The following is a 20259-nucleotide window of genomic DNA, read 5'->3' as shown; positions in this document are numbered from 1 at the left end:
GTTAGGAAATTAAAATCTTTTAATTGCTTCAACGATATTTTCTTCTTTCACGCACAATGAAAATCGAATGTATCCTTCGCCGTTGCTTCCAAATATTGCTCCTGGCGTTAGAAACAAATGCTTTTCATACAATAAATTATCAATAAATTCTTCCGATTGAATTCCGGCTGGTAATTTTGCCCAAACAAACAATCCAACCGAATTTTTATCAAACGTACATTCTAATTTTTCTGCCAATTGAAAGATTAAATTTCGTCGTTTTGTATAAATTTCATTCTGACTTTCAAACCATTCTTTCCCTAATTTTAATGCTTCGATAGCGCCTTTTTGAATTCCGTAGAACATTCCCGAATCCATATTGCTTTTTACTTTTAGAATAGAATCTATGAATTTTGAATTTCCCAAAACCATTCCGACACGCCAACCTGCCATATTGAACGTTTTACTCAATGAATTTAGTTCTAGTGCAATTTCTTTTGCGCCTTCAACTTGTAAAATTGATATCGGATTATCGTTCAAAACAAAACTATACGGATTGTCGTTTACAATTAAAATATCGTGTTTTTTTCCAAAATCAATTAGTTTTTTATACAATTCTAAAGTTCCGTTTGCGCCTGTTGGCATGTGCGGATAACAAACCCACATTAGCTTTACTTTTGATAAATCCGTTTTTTCTAATGTTTCAAAATCGGGTTGCCAATTGTTGTCTTCTTTCAAGTCGTAATAAACCGCTTTTGCCTGAACTAATTCGGTTACAGAAGCATACGTTGGATAACCCGGATTCGGAATTAAAACTTCATCGCCTTCATTCAAAAAAGCTAATGAAATATGCATTATTCCTTCTTTAGAACCCATTAATGGCAACATTTCTAGATTAAAATCTAAGTCAACATCAAATTGATTTTTATAGAAATTAGCAAAACCTTGACGCAATTCTGGCAATCCTTGATAACTTTGATATTCGTGTGCTTTATCATCAAATAAGGATTTTTGAATGGCTTCAATCACAGACGAATGTGGCGCCAAATCTGGACTTCCAATTCCCATATTGATGATTGGTTTTCCTTCGGACATGAGTTGTCTTACTTCTTTCAATTTTCTTGAAAAGTAGTATTCTTGTACGGTTTCTAATCTTTTTGCTGTTTTTATCATTTATGCTGAATTTATTTACTTCACAAATTATTTAATTATCAGAAGTGTTCAGTGAACTTCGTTTCAGTATCTTTTTTTGCCACGAATTACACAAATTATCACAAATTCTTACTTTTAAAAATTTCACTAATTAGGTTGAATTATTATTATTTCTGCCACGAATTATACAGATTTTCACTGATTGAATTTTGATATTGAAATTGATTTTTGATTTTTGAAATTGATTTTTGAAATTGTTATTGCTTTTTATTCTTATATTCTCCTAAAACCTTAAAATGATTGGTCATTATTTGTAAAATTTTGGTGGCTTTTTCATAATGTTTGTACTTTTCAAAAACTACATCTACAAAGAATGAATATTGAAAAGGTGTTTCTATTATGGGCATCGATTGAATTTTTGTTAGGTTTAATTTGCAATTGGTCATTACATTTAAAACGGTTGCCAAACTTCCTGGCGTGTCGTCTAATTCGAATTTTAAAGATGCTTTGTTTACTTCTTCTTTATTTATTTGACTTTCTTCTTTACTTAAAATAAAAAATCGGGTCATGTTATTATTTACAGTTTGAATTTCGGGTGCAATTATGTTTAAATCATATAATTCTGCTGCTACTTTACTTCCGATTGCGGCTATTCCTTTTATTTGATTTAGGTGAATTCTTCTTGCGGTTTCGGCTGTATCTTTATCTTCAACTAATTTAATATGCGGATGTTTTTTTAAGAAATCCATACATTGCAATAAGGCCATTGGATGCGAATGTACTTCTTGAATTTCGTCTATATTTTGTCCGTTTAGAACCATTAAATTCTGAATAATATCTAAATAATGTTCGCCAATAATGTGCAAATTGTTCTTGTCAATTAAGGCATAATTTGGAATAATTGAACCTGCTATAGAGTTTTCAATTGCCATAACAGCTAATTCCGATTTGTTGTCTAACATGCTGTCAACCAGTACTTCAAACGACAAACATTCATCAAGCTCAACATTTTCTTGAAAATATTCTAGAGCAACTTGATGATGAAACGATCCTTTAATTCCTTGTATGGCGACTTTTTCTTTCATTATAAAATTTAGAATAGACTCTGAACTAAATTCAGAGTAAAAAAAAATCCCGATTTGCATCGGGATTGAATATTTATGTTTTTATATAATTTAGTTCTTTACATAACACAATAACAATCCCTGTTTCTTCCAAAAAAAGAAATAAGAAATGTTATAAAAATAAGTTGTGAAAATTGTACTCATTGTTCCTATTGTGTTTTGCTAAAGTAACTAAAAATGTTATACAAGTATAAATTATTTTAAAAAAGTTACGTAAACGTTTTCGTGAAACTTAATTGCTTTTAAGCTTTTTAACTCTTGTTGGCGTATCAACTCCTTTAACTATAGATTCTGAACTGATGGCGATTGCTTTTATAATTTCGGTCATGTTGTCTAAATCTAATGTTGAAATCTCATCACTCAATTGGTGGTAATTAGGTTCGGAATCCATTTTGGAAGTCGAAATTGTATGAGCCGGAACTCCTAAAGCTGCTAACCTTGCATTGTCTGATCGGTAAAAAAGTTGTTCTCTTGGATATGGATCTTCATAGAAATTGAAATTGGAACCTTTTAAATTCTTTTGTAAAATAGCTCCAAAATCTGATTTTTCAAATCCTGTAATATAGGCTGAATTTTTATTCCATTTACTTTCTGTTCCTATCATTTCTATATTGAACATTGCCACAACTTTGTCGGCATTCATGTTTTTAGAGAAAAATCCAGAACCAAATCCACCAACTTCTTCTCCTGTAAAGGTTACAAAAATAATGGTGCGTTCGTTATTGTTTAATTCTTTAAAATATTTGGCTAAAGCAATAACTGCAGTAACTCCAGAAGCATCGTCATTGGCACCATTATAAACTTTATCACTTTCAGAATCATCCATTCCTAAATGGTCAAAATGGGCAGAAAATATAACAAATTCATCTGGTTTAGATTTTCCAGGAAGAATTCCGATTACGTTGTTGGCCGATTTATCTTGGGCTATAAATTCTTGTCGGTAATTTTTTAAATCTTTAAAATAAGAGAGTCCAATTTTGGCAAATTCTTTTTCAATAAAAACCGAAGCAGAATCTATTCCTGGTGTAAAAATCGCTCTTCCTTGCATTTTATCAGATGCTAATTCGGTTTCGATTCTCGTTACTTCTTCTTTTAAGATTTTTGGTTTCTCTTGAGCTTGAACCGACAATCCAAACACGAACAATAATAACATTAGTTTTTTCATGAATTAATTTATCTTTATAATGAGTAAATATAGAAATGATATTTAAAAAAATAACTAATGTGACGAGAAAAACAATAAATCAAAAATATTTCTGTTTACATTTGCTACAAATATCAAGTTATGTCAATAGAAGTTCAAAATATTTCGAAAAGTTATGGTGCTCAAAAAGCGCTAGATAATGTTTCATTTTCTGTAAAAAAAGGAGAAATTGTTGGTTTTCTTGGACCAAATGGTGCTGGAAAATCTACGTTGATGAAAATTTTGACTACTTACATCAATGCCGACGAAGGAAAAGCATCGGTGAACGGAAATGATGTAAATGAAAGCCAAAAAGCGGTACAACTTTCTGTTGGCTATTTGGCAGAACACAATCCGTTGTATTTGGATTTGTAGGTTCGTGAATATTTAGAATTTAATGCCGATGTTTATAAAGTTGCTAAATCACGAATTGAAGAAGTAATTGAACTTACAGGATTATCACCAGAAAGCCATAAAAAAATTGGACAATTGTCTAAAGGATATCGTCAAAGAGTTGGATTGGCAACGGCTTTATTACACAATCCTGATGTTTTGATTTTGGATGAACCCACTACAGGTTTAGATCCAAATCAATTAGTAGAAATTAGAAACGTAATTAAAAACGTTGGCAAAAACAAAACGGTTTTTCTTTCTACACACATTATGCAAGAAGTTGAAGCGATTTGCGACAGAGTTATCATCATCAATAACGGAAAAATTGTTACTGATAAAAAATTAGACAAACTGGTTTCGGAAATTAAGGAACAAGTAATTGAAGTTGAGTTTGATAAAGTTGTAAATGAAACTCTATTTGCAAAATTATCTTATTTAAAATCGTACAAAAACACAAACGAGAAGGTTTGGGAATTGACTTTCGAAACAGAAACGGACATGCGTTCGTCATTGTTTGACTTTGCACAAGAAAACGGATTAAAAACACTTCAAATTAGTTTGAAAAGCAAAAACTTGGAAGAGATTTTTAGAGAGAAAACGAGTAAAAAAAGTTAGAAGTACAATTTACGAAGTACGAAATTTAGCCCAGATAGTAGTGGAAAGCTTTTTGAAATGGAAAGCTAATTTTTGTTGCTAGAAAAAAGCGACCAACGGAAGCTCTTTTTATAGCTTACAAAAATAGCTTGGAATGAAAAAACTTGCACCGAATAGCTGGAAGTAGCTTCTAATTATAAATTACATGTCCTTGATATAATTGCTGAATGTTTACAATTGGCGGATTGTTTTTTAGGATTATATTTCCGGTGCTAACCATCTCTCCTGTAATGCTTTGTATTGGTTTTACAATCATATCGTTAGAGCCGCGATGGTAAATTTTTATGTTTTGTGCTGTTAACTCTTGCGCATCAATTCGTCCATCGCCTGCATATAGATTTAGCAATGCTTCGTTGGTAGTGCCCGAAATAAAATATCTAGACACATTGTTGTTTTCTATAACCAATTGGTTGTTGTTGACATTTATATAAAAATCTCCTGTTCCTGCACCTTCTTCTCCATCGGCGTCTTTATCTAAAGCTGAAATTCTAAGAACTGGAAAAGTTAAAACGCCATTAGAGCTAATATCGCGCTCGGTTTTAGAATAAATTTCTTCAAGATTTGGTGTTGTAATATAAATGGTAGTTTGCCCATAATCGCGCAGCCAATTGCAGGTTGTATTGTCTTTAAAAACTAATTGATTGCCATTTTGAGTCACTTCTATATTGTCTATCAAGTTACTACCGCTTTGAATTTCTACTTTATAAGTTGCACCTTGCGTAACAACTACTGCAATACCACGATAAACTTTTATTTTAGAAAATGAATTTACAGAAACTAAACGCGTTGTCATATCGCCTGTACTTTCGTAACATTCACTGGGTTTCTCACAAGATATAAAAACCAATACCGCTATCGCTACTATAATAATTTTTTTCATTTGTCTCTTTTATAATCTTACACCAACACCACACTCTAAAGCTTCAGCTAAAAAAAAATGTGTTTTTACAGAAAAACTGGTAAATATTTTTGGAGTGATATAATACTTAAATCCAACTCGATCATAAATTGAAATATCGTTCTTAAAAGGTTGATAAATATAATATCCTAGTTGTGCTTCTAACGAAATTTTATTGACAAATAATTCATATCCTGCAAAGACGCCTACTCGTTTATAATCGGTATTGGGGTCAATATTTAGTTCGGGATAAGCATTGGCTTTAAATTTTATAAAATCTTTAAAATAATTGGTCAGGAACAATTCGGTTCCCATTTGCAAAGCACTTTTTCTATTAAATCGCTTGTCAACAAAAAAACTCATGTGATAAAAAACATGCTGACCGCTGCCTATTATTGGACTTTCATTAAAGCCTAATCTTACAACAAAGTTATACTTAATGGGTTCAACATACTTTTTCTTGTTTACCAAAGTGTCTATAATTCTATTTTTAGTTTTAGAAAAATCATAATTTACACCCAAATTAACCAAAAAAGAATTAATACCACTATTGGGAGATTTAGTGCGTCCGTTAGAAAAATGAGTGAATAAAAGTCCGGCTTGCAAACCAAAATTATCAATAAAATGTTCTTTTTTATAAAACAAACCAATGTTAGTATTGGCCATTAAAGTTGACCCAAACGCCTTGTTTTTACTGTTAGTAACTCTATCATAAGGATTAGTTGCATAGCCAATTCCTTGAGCTAATTTAAATTCTAATCTACGATGTAAGAAGTAAAAATTATATAGAACTCCAGCAGCATAAACCTTTCCTAAAAAGTCATTATTATAGTTTTGATATTGAAAATAAACACCATAATCAGGAAAATTAAAAGCCGAATGCCATTCGTCTGCACCATGAGTTTGCTTTAAAAAACTAACCATTACACCATTGGCATGACCTTGCAAATGGTATAAATCGGTAGTATGTGGCAGCACATTTCCGCGTAAAAAAGATACTTCAACAGCATTTGAATCCTTATTTTCTTGAGCGAAAACTACACTAGAAAATAAAAACATCAAAAAATACAACTTCCTCATCCTAAAATTTTAAGTTGGACAAATATAGCAGAATAACTTTAGGATTTATAAATTTAATTTGGAGCGAATGGCTTGGGCATTTTTGGTTTCCTTATTCCTGCTTTTCGCTCTATCTTTTTTAATTGCCTTGGGTTTAAACCCAAGGCAATTAAAAAAGGATGCCGCTACAATCAGGGCTAGATTGGTTTTGTCTTTTGTGAAATTAGAATTACATTTGGAAAAATTAAATTCATGGAAAATCTAAATAAAAACTTAATAGTTATTGTTCTACTTGAATTAGCGACTTTAATTTTATCTATTATTTTTCAAGATAATAATTCTTATTTTCCGTTTTGGGCGATTTCTGTTTTTTCTATAAATACCGTCGCAATTATCTTATTGTTGCGCAATAGACCAAAATACTTCCTTCTTTCAATAGTTGCTTTATTGATGATTTTTATAATTCCAATGCTATTCATTATATATGCAATAAGCAAAATACAATGTTAAATATTAAAAAACTTCTTTAGCAATTGCCTTGATATTCTCAGCTCTTCCCATAGAATAGTAATGTAAAACAGGAATTCCGGCAGCGACTAATTCCTTACTTTGTTGCGTACACCATTCAATTCCTATTTGTTTTACAGCATCGTTATCTTTCGCTTTTACAACTGCCATAATTAAATCGTCTGGTAATTCTAGAGAAAATCTGTGCGGAATCAAATTCAGTTGTTTCTTGGTCGCAATAGGTTTTAACCCAGGAATAATTGGCACTGTTATCCCAGCAGCACGGCATTTGGCAACATAATCAAAGAATTTTTTATTGTCAAAAAACATTTGAGTAATAATATAATCTGCTCCATTTTTTATTTTTTGCTTCAAGAAATGAATATCACTATCTAAACTTGGTGCTTCCATGTGTTTCTCTGGATAACCAGCAACACCAATACAAAAATTGGTACAAGCCGAATTCTGCAAATCTTCATCCAAATATATACCTTGATTTAGATTATTAACCTGTAAAACCAAGTCGGTTGCATATTCATTTCCTTCACGTTCAGGTCTGAAATAGGTTTCGTTTTTTAAAGCATCACCACGAAGAGCGACAACATTATTGATTCCAAGAAAATCCAAATCAATCAATAAATTTTCGGTATCTTCTTTGGTAAATCCGCCACAAAGAATATGCGGAATGGCATCGACATCATATTTATTCTGAATTCCGGCACAAATTCCAACTGTTCCAGGACGTTTTTTTACAATTTTCTTTTGTAATAATCCGCTTGGCAATTCCTTAAATTCGTATTCCTCACGATGATAAGTCACGTCAATAAATGGCGGATTAAATTCCATCAACGGATCAATACTATCAAAAATAGACTGAATATTTTGTCCTTTCAAAGGCGGAAGAATCTCAAACGAAAATAATGGTTTTCCGTTGGCGTTTTCTATATGTTGCGTTACTTTCATAATTTTAGTCGTAAAGTTTGAAAGTCGAAAGTCGAAAGTCAAAATCCTTTAAGACTTTTGACTTTTGACTTTATGACTAATTTAATCTGCTATATTCGGCGAAAGCCATTTGGTTGCCATTTCGGTAGAAATTCCTCTACGTTTGGCGTAATCTATTACTTGATCTTCTTTTATTTTTCCGAGTCCGAAATACTTACTCTGCGGATTTGCAAAATAATATCCCGAAACTGAACTTGCTGGCCACATTGCCATACTTTCGGTAAGTGTCACTCCTATTTCTTGCTCAACATTAAGTAATTTAAAAATTGTAGGTTTCTCTAAATGATCTGGACATGCAGGATAACCTGGCGCTGGACGAATTCCGTTATACTCTTCTGAAATTAAATCTTGATTGGATAAATTTTCATCCGATGCGTAACCCCAAATTTCCTTACGAACTTTTAAGTGTAAATATTCGGCAAATGCTTCTGCAAATCGGTCTCCTAGTGCTTTGACCAAAATAGAATTGTAATCGTCTAGTTGTTTTTCGAATTCGGCTGCTTTTTCATCTACTCCAAAACCAGTTGTTACACAGAAACATCCTATGTAATCTTGCTTTCCTGAATCTTTTGGAGCAATAAAATCGGCTAATGCTATGTTTGGTGCGCCTGCGGTTTTCTGAGATTGTTGACGTAAAGTTAGAAATTTAGCTGTTTGTGGCACTTCGACTGCGCTCAGTGTGACAGAAACTTCGATATCATCATCATTTATTGTATTTGCTGGAAAAATTCCTAGAATTCCTTTGGCAGTCAACCATTTTTCGGACACAATCTGTTGTAACATTTCTTGTGCATCGGCAAATAAATTGGTTGCTTGTTCGCCTACAATTTCGTCCGTTAAAATCGCAGGATATTTTCCGTACAATTCCCACGAATTAAAAAATGGCGTCCAATCGATAAAATCTACCAATTCAGAAAGTTCCGCTTCAACCGTTTTTGTTCCGATGAAATTGGGTTTTACTGGTGTGAAATTATCCCAATCTAATTTTAATTTATTTTTACGAGCCTCTTCAATTGAATGGAAGTTTTTATCGCGACTTCTATTCAAGTATCCATCACGCAACTTGTCGTATTCCTCACGAATTGCTTTTACGTAACCTTCTTTGGTTTCGGCTTGCAATAAATTACTTGCCACCGTTACCGCACGTGAAGCATCATTTACATGAACTACAGTTTGCTTATATTCTGGTGCAATTTTCACGGCTGTGTGCGCACGAGAAGTTGTCGCGCCACCAATCATAATCGGAATTTTGATGTTTAATTTGTCTAATTCTTTAGCCAAATAAACCATTTCGTCGAGTGATGGCGTGATTAATCCGCTTAATCCAATAATATCTACGTTATGTTCAATTGCTGCTTGAATGATTTTTTCTGGCGGAACCATAACTCCCAAATCGATAATTTCAAAGTTATTACAACCCAAAACTACCGCAACAATATTTTTACCAATATCGTGAACGTCACCTTTTACAGTTGCCATCAACACTTTTCCTGCGGAAGAAGATTTTCCATCTTTTTGGGCTTCGATAAATGGTAATAAATAAGCTACGGCTTTTTTCATTACACGTGCAGATTTTACAACTTGTGGCAAAAACATTTTTCCGCTTCCGAACAAATCACCAACGACATTCATTCCATCCATCAAATTTACTTCTATAACTTCAATAGCTCTTTCAGAATTTGCTCGGGCTTCTTCGACATCAACTTCTATAAATTCGTCGATTCCTTTTACTAATGAATGTGTTAATCGTTCTTGAACCGAACCATTTCGCCATTCGGCAATCGCTTTTTCGTTTACTTTATAATCGCCTTTGAAGGTTTCTGCTAAATCTAAAAGTCGTTCGGTTGCGTCGTCTCTTCGATTTAGTAAAACATCTTCAACGTGTTCTAATAATGTTTTATCAACCTGATCGTAAATCTCCAACATCTCGGGATTCACAATTCCCATGGTCATTCCGTTTTGAATGGCATGGTATAAAAATGCCGAATGCATCGCTTCACGAACGGTATCGTTGCCACGAAATGAAAACGAAACATTACTTACACCGCCAGAAATATTGGCATACGGAAGATTCTCACGAATCCATTTTGTGGCTCTGAAAAAATCTAATGCGTTCAGTTTATGTTCATCCATTCCAGTTGCAACCGGAAAAATATTTGGGTCAAAAATGATGTCTTGCGCTGGAAACTTTACAACATTTACTAAAACATCATAACTTCTTTTACAGATTTCTATTCGTCTTTCGTAAGTATCGGCTTGACCATCTTCGTCAAAAGCCATTACGATTACTGCAGCGCCATATCGTTTTATTAATTTGGCGTGATGGATAAAAGTGGCTTCACCTTCTTTTAGCGAAATAGAATTTACAACGGCTTTTCCTTGCACAACTTTTAATCCGGCTTCGATGATTTCCCATTTGGAGGAATCTATCATTACTGGAACTCGAGCGATATCTGGTTCGGCAGCAATTAGGTTTAGGAATTTGGTCATGGCATAAACACCATCCAACATTCCTTCGTCCATATTAACGTCTATTATTTGTGCGCCACCTTCCACTTGTTCTCTTGCTACAGAAAGTGCTTCGTTGTAATTTTCTTCTTTTATTAATCTTAGAAATTTACGTGAGCCTGTTACATTGGTACGTTCGCCAACGTTTACGAAAATAGATTCTTCGGTAACGAAAAGCGGTTCTAGACCAGATAATTGTAAATTTATTTTGTTTGTTCTTGACATTTTATTTTTATTTTGCCACAAAGTTTTTTGTTAGCCACGAATTACACAAATTGGCACGAATTATTTAAATTTATTAAAAATGTACTTTTTTAATTCTCAACGAAATTCGAAATTATAACATATTTAATTTGTGAAAATTTGTGAAATTCGTGGCTGAAACTGTGCTGCGACTTCTGCAATTGCTTTGATGTGTTCTGGCGTTGTGCCGCAACAACCACCAATTATATTTATTAAATTATCTTGTAAATATTCTTTAATTAAGGCTTGCATTTCGGCTGGCGTTTGGTCGTATTGACCGAATGCATTTGGTAATCCTGCATTTGGATGTGCCGAAATATTTAGTTGTGTATTGTGCGCCAATCTTTTTAAATATGGTTTTAATTGATCAGCTCCAAGTGCGCAATTGAAACCAATACTTAATAAATCTATATGTTGAATTGAAATTAAGAATGCTTCTACAGTTTGCCCAGAAAGTGTTCGTCCTGAAGCATCGGTAATTGTTCCAGAAACCATTACTGGAATATCTAGATTTCGTTCTTCTTTTACTTCTTCGATTGCGAAAAGTGCGGCTTTTGCATTTAATGTGTCGAATATTGTTTCTACTAATAATACGTCGCTTCCGCCATCGATTAAGGCTTCGACTTGTTGTTTGTAGGCAATTCTTAAATCGTCGAAAGTTACGGCACGATAACCTGGATCGTTTACATCTGGCGACATTGATGCGGTTCGGTTTGTTGGTCCGATGGAACCGGCGACGAATCTTGGTTTGTCTGTAAATTCGTCGGCTACTTGTCTTGCTATTTTGGCTGATTCGTAGTTTAGTTCGTAAACCAAATCTTCGAGATGGTAATCTGCCATTCCGATTGTGGTTCCTGAGAAGGTGTTGGTTTCTACAATATCGGCACCAGCTTGAAAGTATTGTCTGTGGACTTCTTTTACGGCTTCGGGTTGTGTAATGGAAAGTAAATCGTTGTTTCCTTTTAATGGATGCGGAAAATCTTTGAAACGTTCGCCACGGAAGTCTTCTTCGGAAAAGTTATTGCGTTGCAGCATGGTTCCCATTGCTCCGTCTAGAACTAGGATTCTTTCTTGTATTGCTTGGTTTATTTTTGACATATTTTTTTTCTTGACCGCAAAGTTTGCTAAGGTTTTTTAACACGAATTGCACGAATTCTTTATCCTTGTTTATTACACAAATTTTAAAAACTTTGTTTTATTTTTTACTTAATTGTTAGCAAAGATTTTCTTATAAAAACGATTGCCCTAGCCCAGATAGCAATGGAAATCCTTTTTCTTTTTTCTTTAAAAAGAAAAAGATTGCAATGGATAGCTGGAAATAGCTCCAAAAAAAATATTAAAATGTTATCGTAGAAAGTGAGAGAATTCTCGGGGTTATCTGTTTCGCCATGGCGAATAGAATGTAGCACCTTTTCTAGTAGATAGGTTGCTAAGCTTTCATCGAGTCTAATCTCTCCAGCTTTCGTGATAACAATCAATAAGTTTATGAACAATGCAAAGTAATGACATAGAATTTTATTTTGCAAGTGTTTGTGAAAAATAAAAACCTACAACGATGTAGTTGCTATGGTTTTGGAATTGTTTGGTTGAAAAATTATTGAAAAATGGCTTCTTGAATTTTTATTTTATCGGAAATTTTGAGAATATCGGTCAAAACGCCACGAGCTGTAACTTCTTTTCCTGCGCCTGCGCCTTGAATTACAATTGGGATTTCGCCATAGGATTTTGTGTAGATTTCTATAAGATTATCGGCACCTTTTAGCTGACCCAAAGCGGATGTTTTTGGTACTGAAATTAGTTTTACTTCGAGGTTTTGGGCAATTACATCAAGTTCGCCAACATATCTTAAAACGTGGTTGTGTGGTTGTGTGATTTTGGCGATATTAAATGGTTTATCGAATGCTGATTTATTGATTGCATATTGCGCTTTGGAGTGTTGCTCGTTTAAATCTGGAAGTAAAAGTGATGAAATTTTGATGTCTGAAAATTCAAATTCTTGTTCGATTTCTCTTGCTAAAATGAGTAATTTTCTTGCTACATCGTTTCCTGATAAGTCTTCGCGAGAATCGGGTTCGGTGTATCCGTTTTTTTCGGCATCAACTAGAATTTTGGAAAATGTAGTTTCTTCTTCAGAAAATCTGTTGAAGATGTAGCTTAATGAACCTGAGAAAACGCCTCTTATTTTTGTGATTTTTTCGCCAGAAAAGTGCAAATCGTTGATGGTTTGTACTACTGGTAATCCTGCTCCAACATTGGTTTCGTAAAGAAATGTTTTGTCATGATTTTTTAAATTTTTTCTTAATTCTTTGTAAAAATTTAAATCTAATGTATTGGCTTTTTTATTGGCTGTAACAATATTGAATCCGTTTTGGATTAATGGAATGTAGCTTTTTACAATTTCGGAACTTGCTGTTGCATCGACTGCGATTAGATTTTCTAATTGTTGTTCTTGAGCATATTCGATAATATCTTCAACTCTGAACGGAATTGCCGATTGTGCAAAATTAGCTTCCCATGAATTTTTAATACCGTTTTTTTCAAAAAAAGCAAGTGTTGAATTGGTAATTATTGGAAATCGTAAATCGACATTTCTCTTTTCAAGGAAGAATTTCTGACTTTCTATAACTTGTTTTATTAAAGTGCTTCCTACATTTCCGATTCCGAAAAGGATTATATTTATTTTAAGCGTTGACATAATTTTGTTGTTTTTGTTTGTTAAAAATAGGTTCTAATATTTGTGCTAATTGGTCAAATTCTATCAAGAAAGCGTCGTGACCATGAATGGATTTTATTTCGTGATAGAAAACATTTTGTTTTATAGGTTTTAATAGTTCAAATGTTTCGCGGTTTTCATCTGGAATAAAAAAATAATCGGTATCTACTGAAACTATGTGTATGTTGGCAACGATTTTTCCTGCTGAAGCTTCAAAATCTTGTGTTTCTTTTGTAATATCAATAGTTTTTAGCAAATGATTCATGAGTTTGTAAGCAGACAATTTGAAACGGTTCTGTAATTTTAATCCGTGATTTACAAGCCAGCTTTCTATTTGAAAATCATTCGAATTTGCTTGTTTATTTCTGCTGAATTTTTGTTTTAACGATTGTGGCGTTCGGTACAAAAGCATGGCATGAAGTCGCGCATCGGCAATTGGATTATCGGAATTATTCAGAATTTGATCTTGCACTAAAACATTTGCAATTACCCAATCGGACGCTTTCCAATCGGTTGCAATTGGGATTAAATTCTGAAATTTAGTTGGTTGTAAATTCGCCATTTCCCAAGCAATTCCGCCACCTAAACTTCCTCCAATTAAAGCAAAAACAGTTTCTATTTGAAGTAAATTAATTCCTTCCAGAAAAATTCTGGCAATGTCTTTGGCTGTAAAATCCTTGTAATTTGTAATTAGATTTTCGGTAGTTCCATCAAAACCATTTCCTGGAATATTGAATGCGATTATGGTAAAATAATTGGTGTCGATTATTTTATTTTCTCCAATTAAATCGTTCCACCAACCGTTTTCTCCAGTAACATTTGAATTTCCTGTTAAGGCATGATTTACAATTACAATCGGAGCATTTCCTATTGGTTGACCAAAAAATTGATAGAATAATGGAGTTTTTATTAGCAATTTTCCTTTTTCTAACTTGAAATTTAGAATGTCTATTTTTTGTAACATTTTTTTATTTTTTAAACCATTAAGAGATTAAGAAAAATTAAGGTTTGTGTTGATTTAATTTATTTTTAAAAACTGCCTCCAATTGGGATTTTGAAGACAGTTCTTAACAAACAAAAACCTAAACAATTTTTTCTACAGGAAGCGAAACGAAAACTTCTTTTAAATCAGCTTTCAAATCTTCAATATCTTCCAATCCAACAGAAAGACGGATTAAATCTTTAGAAACGCCTGTGGTTTCTTGCTCTGCATCCGATAATTGTTGGTGCGTTGTACTCGCTGGATGAATAATTAATGATTTGGTGTCGCCGATATTGGCTAAAAGCGAGAATAATTTGGTTCCGTCAGCTACTTTTTTGGCTGCTTCAAATCCGCCTTTCAACCCAAAAGTTACTACACCACTTTTTCCTTCTGGCAAATATTTATCAGCAAGTTCTTTATATTTTGAAGTTTCTAAACCTGGATAATTTACCCAAGCCACTTCGTTTTGAGTTTGCAACCATTTGGCTAATTCCAGCGCGTTTTCAGAATGTTTTTTTATTCTGATTGCTAAAGTTTCCAATCCTTGAATGGTTTGAAAAGCGTTAAATGGACTTAAAGCGGCACCAAAATCGCGCAATCCTTCAATTCTAACTTTTGCAATAAATGAGGCTGCGCCAAGTGCTTCGTAGTATTTTAATCCGTGATATCCAGCTGATGGTTCGGTAAATTCTGGAAATTTTCCGTTACTCCAATCGAAGTTTCCTGCATCGATAATTACGCCTCCAAGTGACGTTCCGTTTCCGGTAATATATTTTGTAAGTGAGTGAATAACAATGTCAGCACCATATTTTATTGGGTTTAATAAATAAGGCGTTGCAACAGTATTGTCAACAATAAACGGAACTTTATATACTTTTGCTTCTTTAGAAATCGCTTCTAAATCCAACACATCTAATTTAGGATTTCCAAGACTTTCAACAAAATACGCTCTTGTATTTTCTTGCGATGCTTTGGTGAAATTTTCAGGATTGGAAGGATCAACAAACGTTGTTGTGATTCCTAATCTTGGTAAAGTTACTTTTAGTAAATTATATGTTCCGCCATACAAACTGTTGGATGCAACGATGTGATCTCCAGCTTTTAGTAAGGTTAAAAATGTTGTTGCAATTGCTGCCGTTCCAGATGCGGTAACGACTGCTCCAATTCCGCCTTCTAGTTTTGCAAGTCGTTGTTCTAGAATGTCGTTGGTAGGATTGTTTAATCTTGTGTAGATAAATCCGGCTTCAGCAAGTCCAAAAAGATTGGCTGCATGATCGGAATTATTAAAAACATACGATGATGTTTGGTAAATTGGAACCGCTCTAGTTCCTGCATTTTTAGTAACATCGTGTCCTGAGTGAAGTGCGTTTGTTGAAAATTTTTGTGTGCTCATGATAATTGATTTTAGATATTAAATTTTAGATATTTATGTTTGAATTTTTGATGAGATGCTGAAATAAATTCAGCATAAAAAAAAACCCCTTTGGATGGCTTACCAAAGGGACTTTTACAATAGAAATATAGATTTCTTTTACGTTTTCCGTTTATGGTAATAGCTGATGTCGATACAACATATTGTGCGCATCATCATACAAGTCATCATCATATTTTTAGCTACTACGTTCATTTTGAAATCATTTAAACTGACTAGATTCAGCTTTTATCATATTATTAGTTTGTTATTTGAAAAGACTCTAAAATAAATTCAGAGTAAAAAAAAACCTCTGCGGTTAGCAGAGGTTTCATTTGGATATATTTTAAAAATTTAAAATTATGCAATAGAAGTGCTCTGCGGAATTTTCCACATCATCATACACATATTGCACATTTTTACATTCATTTTTTACTTATTTGAAATGCAAATTTAGATTATTTTTCTATTAAAAAAAAATAAATAGATTATTTTTCTGTTTTTTGTTGAATTAATTTAAATTATTAGATAAATAATCTAAATAGCAAAAGCTAAATGTTATAATTTTCTAATTAATTGATGATTTTTAGAAAAACCCTCATACTAAATACAATAACTAATGCTGCAACAAACAGTAATGCGGCTTTTTGAGGTAATTTTCCAGCAAGTTTTGCAGCTATTGGAGCGGCAACAATTCCTCCAATAATTAGTCCTAATATTATATACCAATGACTTACGCCCAAAGAAGTGAAAAATACGATTGAAGCTGCTAGTGTTACAAAAAATTCAGATAAACTGACTGTTCCAATTACATATTTGGAATTTCTACCTTTAGCTAAGAGAGTTGACGTTACAATTGGACCCCAACCGCCACCGCCAAAAGCATCCATAAATCCGCCAGAAAATCCTAAAAATCCTAAATATTTGATTCTTTTTTTAAGATGAATTTTTCGAAAAGCCAAAACAATTAATCGGATACCAATTATAAAAGTATAGGATGATAAAATTATATAGGCAATTTGTTCGTATTGATTACCAATATAAATTAATGCCATTGCGCCTAAAATTGCTCCAATAACGCCAAAAAAGGAAAGCCATAAAAGAAGTTTTTTATTTACATTTCCGAATTTGTAATGCGAAAATCCACTAATGGCACTAGAAAACATTTCGGCTGTGTGAATACTTCCGCTTATTGCTGGCAATTTCACTCCTAGTAACATCATGCTTGTTGCACACGTTACGCCATAACCTAAACCTACTGCGCCATCAACTAATTGAGCAAAAAAACCAACCAACAACATGTAGTAAAATTCTTTTGGAACGAGTTGTAAACCCAATTTAATATCCGAAAACGAGACAACTGTTGACAAACCGTAACCTGTAAAAAACATTAAAAATGATAACGCCAAAGTAAAGGCAAGTCGCTTGTAGTTTTTGGTTTCTTTCGGTTTAGTTTTTGGAACAAAATTTTGAGTTATTTGATTTAAATCGTTTAACTTTTCTTGAAAATCTCCTTTATGATTTTTTCTAAACTCGTTTAAAATAGTCAAGTTATCTTCTATAGTATCAGGTATTACTTCGGTAAAATATTCGCGCATTCTCTTGGCTAAAACTGGCGATTTTCCGTTGGTTGATATTGCAATTTTGAGATTTCCTTTGTTAATTATGGAACCCAAATAAAAATCGCACAAATCTGGTTGATCGGCAGCATTAACTTTTATTTTTTGCTCGCGTGCCAATTCTCTCACCAATAAATTTATTTCAGGCTTGTCTGTTGTAATAATTACAAAATCTTTATCCATTAAATCCGTTTCTTCAAAAGGTCTTTGAAAAGCTTTTACATTATTATCTGCTTTTTCAATAATTGAGATTAAACTTGGATGAAAATAAGGCGCAACAATGGTTATATTGATTTTAGGATTTTGTTTAAGTAGTGTTTCTGTTTTTTCTAAGCCAACATTTCCGCCACCAACTATTAGAAAATGAGCTGTTTCTGTTTTCAAAAAAACTGGAAAAAGTGTATTGTTCATAGTTTATTTTTTTAATGCTATTGAATGTGTTATTGAAAAGCGTAAAATATCTCTGTTGTAATAATCAATGCCCGACTTTTGCTGCTGAAACCAATTGAGGTAACCCAACTCTAACGCTACTTTTGGATTAACAACATATTGAATTCCGCCATATATTCTATTTTGATCAAACGTATTTTTAACAATTTGATTTCCAATATTTAGCATGACCTCATCCTTTAATTTAATCACTAATTTATCAGATTGTTCTTTTCTTAAAATAGGATAATCGAAACCTATTTGATACCGAAATCTAAAATTTGAAAAAGTATATCCGCTAACTAATTCATTTAAATTTTGATTGTGAAAAAAGCGCGCTTCCAATTGATATTTATTAGTTATTTTTAAGGAACCTAACTTTTCAAAATTTGTAATTCCGATGCTAGGTCGTAATTCTGGAACGATTAAACTGCTGTTAGAATTTGGATCTTGCGGACTTTGCAAAAATAGCGTAAAACCTATTAAACCCGACCAATTATGAATAATTTTACGTTCTACATTAGATCTAAAAACCAACTGATGTTGCGCTGAAGGATTAATGAAATGACGTTCCTGAACTTCTGAATTCACCTTCCAATTTTCGTTAATTTTCAAAATACTGTAATAGCCATACCAAATTAATTTTTGATGAACTTGCTGTTTTTGACCAACTACCATTTGAAAAAATAGCATTGCAAACCACAATGCTATTTTTGTTTTTTTATTAATTTTCAAAATAAGTTCTGAATGCAAAATCACCAAAAGTTTCATTTCCCGATTTGTTTTTTACATAGTTCGACAACAATTGATCTACATGGTCTAAAATTTGACTTTCTGTTTGTTTTTCTTTGTACAGTTTGTTTAACCTTTCGCCAAATCTATCGCCACCAAGCATAAAATTATATTGATTTGGACCAGTTCCTACAAAGCCAAGTTCAGCTACGTATGGTCGTCCGCAACCATTTGGACAACCAGTCATTCTAATAGAAATTTCGTCATTGGTTAAATTATATTTTGATAAAATAGGTTCGATTTTGGTAACCAATTCGGGCAAATAACGTTGTGCTTCTGCCAATGCCAAAGGACACGTTGGTAATGCAACACACGCCATAGAATTTTTGCGTAACGCACTTACTGCAACCTCAACATTGTGTGACGCCAATAAAGCTTGGACTAAAGGTTTGTTAGCTTCGGTAATTTCTCCTAAAATTAAGTTTTGATTTCCAGAAAAAATAAAGTTTGAAATTTTCAACTTAGCTAACTGAAATAAAAATTCTTTTTGATATGGTTTTACAACGCCATGTTCAACAAACAAGGTGTAAAACCAATTTCCTTGATGGTTTTTTTCCCAACCAAAACGGTCACTTCGTTCTGTAAATTTGAATTCTTGTTGTGGCAAAAGGTCAAATCCAATTCGGCTTTCCAATTCTTTTTTAAATCCTTCAACGGTTAATTTATCGACTGTATATTTCAATCGCGATAATTTTCTATCAACTCTATTTCCAAAATCGCGTTGAATGGTTAGAATTTCATAAACTGCTTTTAAGGTTTTTTCTTCACTATCTGTAAATCCGATGATGCTTCCCAATCGCGAATATGTATTTGAATTTCCGTGAGTTGTTGCCAAACCACCACCAATTGCAATATTAAAACCTTTCAATTCATTGTTTTCAATAATTGCAATAAGTCCAATATCGTTTGTAAAAACATCGACATCATTACTTGGCGGAATAGCGATTGCAATTTTAAATTTTCGAGGTAAATACCTGTCTTCATACAAAGGATCGGCTTCTGATGACCGTTCGTAAATTTTTTCGCCATCAATAAAAACCTCATAATACGATTGCGTTTTTGGCAATAATAGCGTCGATATTTTATCGGCATATTGGTGAATTTGCTGATGAATTTGTGAAATTTGTGGATGCGAACTTACAATAACATTTCTGTTGACATCACCACAAGCTGCAATAGAATCCAATTTTGCAGTATTAAATGCCTGAATTGTTGGACGCAATTGGTGTTTTAACAATCCGTGTAATTGAACGGTTTGTCGTGTTGTAATTTTTAAAGTTCCGGTTCCAAAATGCTCCGAAGTTTCGTGCGTTGCAATCCATTGATCGGCATTTATTACGCCGCCAGGAATTCGCAATCGAATCATGAACGAATACAATTTGTCTAATTTTTTTGTGGCACGTTCGGCTCTTCTGTCACGATCGTCTTGAACGTACATTCCATGAAACTTAACTAAAATTTCATCATCTGGACGTACATTTCCAGTATGATTATCTAGTTCTATACTTTCTTTTAAAGTTCCTCTAAGACCATCACTTTTGGTCTTTATTGCTTCTACTGGTGATAATTTTTCGCTCATTTTATTTTATTTAAACCTGAAAGATTGTTTGA

At 33.1% G+C, this 20259-nt stretch carries 14 protein-coding genes, 1 pseudogene and 1 riboswitch; of the genes and pseudogenes, 1 reads left to right on the top strand and 14 read right to left on the bottom strand.

What is annotated here, in order from left to right; translation table 11 throughout:
- Positions 1–9: 9 nt before the first annotated feature.
- From ACH2CG_RS13265 to ACH2CG_RS13255, 3 genes are all read right to left on the bottom strand, one after another.
- Positions 10–1152 (bottom strand): pyridoxal phosphate-dependent aminotransferase, encoded by a 1143-nt coding sequence (locus ACH2CG_RS13265; protein WP_395065974.1) that lies wholly within the window; start codon positions 1150–1152, stop codon positions 10–12.
- Positions 1153–1388: 236 nt separating this feature from the next.
- The gene (locus ACH2CG_RS13260) at positions 1389–2216 is read right to left on the bottom strand and encodes a prephenate dehydratase (RefSeq protein WP_395065972.1); all 828 of its coding nucleotides are present in this window, start codon (positions 2214–2216) and stop codon (positions 1389–1391) included.
- 271 nt (positions 2217–2487) lie between these two features.
- On the bottom strand, positions 2488–3420 hold the full coding sequence (locus ACH2CG_RS13255; RefSeq protein ID WP_395065970.1) for a M28 family metallopeptidase: 933 nt from the start codon (positions 3418–3420) through the stop codon (positions 2488–2490).
- Between the two features lie 120 nt (positions 3421–3540).
- Between ACH2CG_RS13255 and gldA the strand changes: the two are divergent.
- Positions 3541–4446: pseudogene (gldA, locus tag ACH2CG_RS13250) on the top strand (gliding motility-associated ABC transporter ATP-binding subunit GldA).
- Between the two features lie 169 nt (positions 4447–4615).
- Here the strand turns inward: gldA and ACH2CG_RS13245 are convergent.
- The 11 genes from ACH2CG_RS13245 to ACH2CG_RS13195 form a co-directional block, all read right to left on the bottom strand.
- Positions 4616–5365: a head GIN domain-containing protein gene (locus tag ACH2CG_RS13245; RefSeq protein ID WP_395065968.1), complete on the bottom strand. Its 750-nt coding sequence runs from the start codon at positions 5363–5365 to the stop codon at positions 4616–4618.
- 9 nt (positions 5366–5374) lie between these two features.
- Complete coding sequence (locus ACH2CG_RS13240; RefSeq protein ID WP_395065966.1) at positions 5375–6463, bottom strand: acyloxyacyl hydrolase; 1089 nt, start codon at positions 6461–6463, stop codon at positions 5375–5377.
- 492 nt (positions 6464–6955) lie between these two features.
- Complete coding sequence (gene metF / locus ACH2CG_RS13235; protein WP_395065964.1) at positions 6956–7912, bottom strand: methylenetetrahydrofolate reductase [NAD(P)H]; 957 nt, start codon at positions 7910–7912, stop codon at positions 6956–6958.
- Positions 7913–7993: 81 nt separating this feature from the next.
- Positions 7994–10684, bottom strand: coding sequence for a methionine synthase (gene metH / locus ACH2CG_RS13230; protein ID WP_395065962.1), 2691 nt, complete (start codon positions 10682–10684; stop codon positions 7994–7996).
- 123 nt (positions 10685–10807) lie between these two features.
- Positions 10808–11800, bottom strand: coding sequence for a homocysteine S-methyltransferase family protein (locus ACH2CG_RS13225; protein WP_395065960.1), 993 nt, complete (start codon positions 11798–11800; stop codon positions 10808–10810).
- 273 nt (positions 11801–12073) lie between these two features.
- Positions 12074–12176: riboswitch (SAM riboswitch) on the bottom strand.
- Between the two features lie 120 nt (positions 12177–12296).
- Positions 12297–13397: an aspartate kinase gene (locus tag ACH2CG_RS13220; RefSeq protein ID WP_395065958.1), complete on the bottom strand. Its 1101-nt coding sequence runs from the start codon at positions 13395–13397 to the stop codon at positions 12297–12299.
- Entirely contained in the window at positions 13384–14379 is a 996-nt protein-coding gene (locus ACH2CG_RS13215; protein ID WP_395065956.1) for an alpha/beta fold hydrolase, read from the bottom strand. The genes ACH2CG_RS13220 and ACH2CG_RS13215 overlap by 14 nt, the downstream gene beginning before the upstream one ends.
- A gap of 118 nt (positions 14380–14497) precedes the next feature.
- Positions 14498–15790: an O-acetylhomoserine aminocarboxypropyltransferase/cysteine synthase family protein gene (locus tag ACH2CG_RS13210; RefSeq protein WP_395065954.1), complete on the bottom strand. Its 1293-nt coding sequence runs from the start codon at positions 15788–15790 to the stop codon at positions 14498–14500.
- A gap of 590 nt (positions 15791–16380) precedes the next feature.
- On the bottom strand, positions 16381–17838 hold the full coding sequence (locus tag ACH2CG_RS13205) for a TSUP family transporter (RefSeq protein ID WP_395065952.1): 1458 nt from the start codon (positions 17836–17838) through the stop codon (positions 16381–16383).
- 3 nt (positions 17839–17841) lie between these two features.
- Complete coding sequence (locus ACH2CG_RS13200; protein WP_395065950.1) at positions 17842–18591, bottom strand: DUF2490 domain-containing protein; 750 nt, start codon at positions 18589–18591, stop codon at positions 17842–17844.
- Complete coding sequence (locus tag ACH2CG_RS13195) at positions 18581–20227, bottom strand: NADPH-dependent assimilatory sulfite reductase hemoprotein subunit (protein ID WP_395065948.1); 1647 nt, start codon at positions 20225–20227, stop codon at positions 18581–18583. The genes ACH2CG_RS13200 and ACH2CG_RS13195 overlap by 11 nt, the downstream gene beginning before the upstream one ends.
- Positions 20228–20259: the final 32 nt, after the last annotated feature.

The sequence above is a fragment of the Flavobacterium sp. genome (assembly GCF_043778725.1).
In the GTDB taxonomy this organism is placed as follows: domain Bacteria; phylum Bacteroidota; class Bacteroidia; order Flavobacteriales; family Flavobacteriaceae; genus Flavobacterium.
The sequence above is the reverse complement of the archived record's forward strand: the minus strand, read 5'-3'. Positions and strand labels throughout refer to the sequence as shown.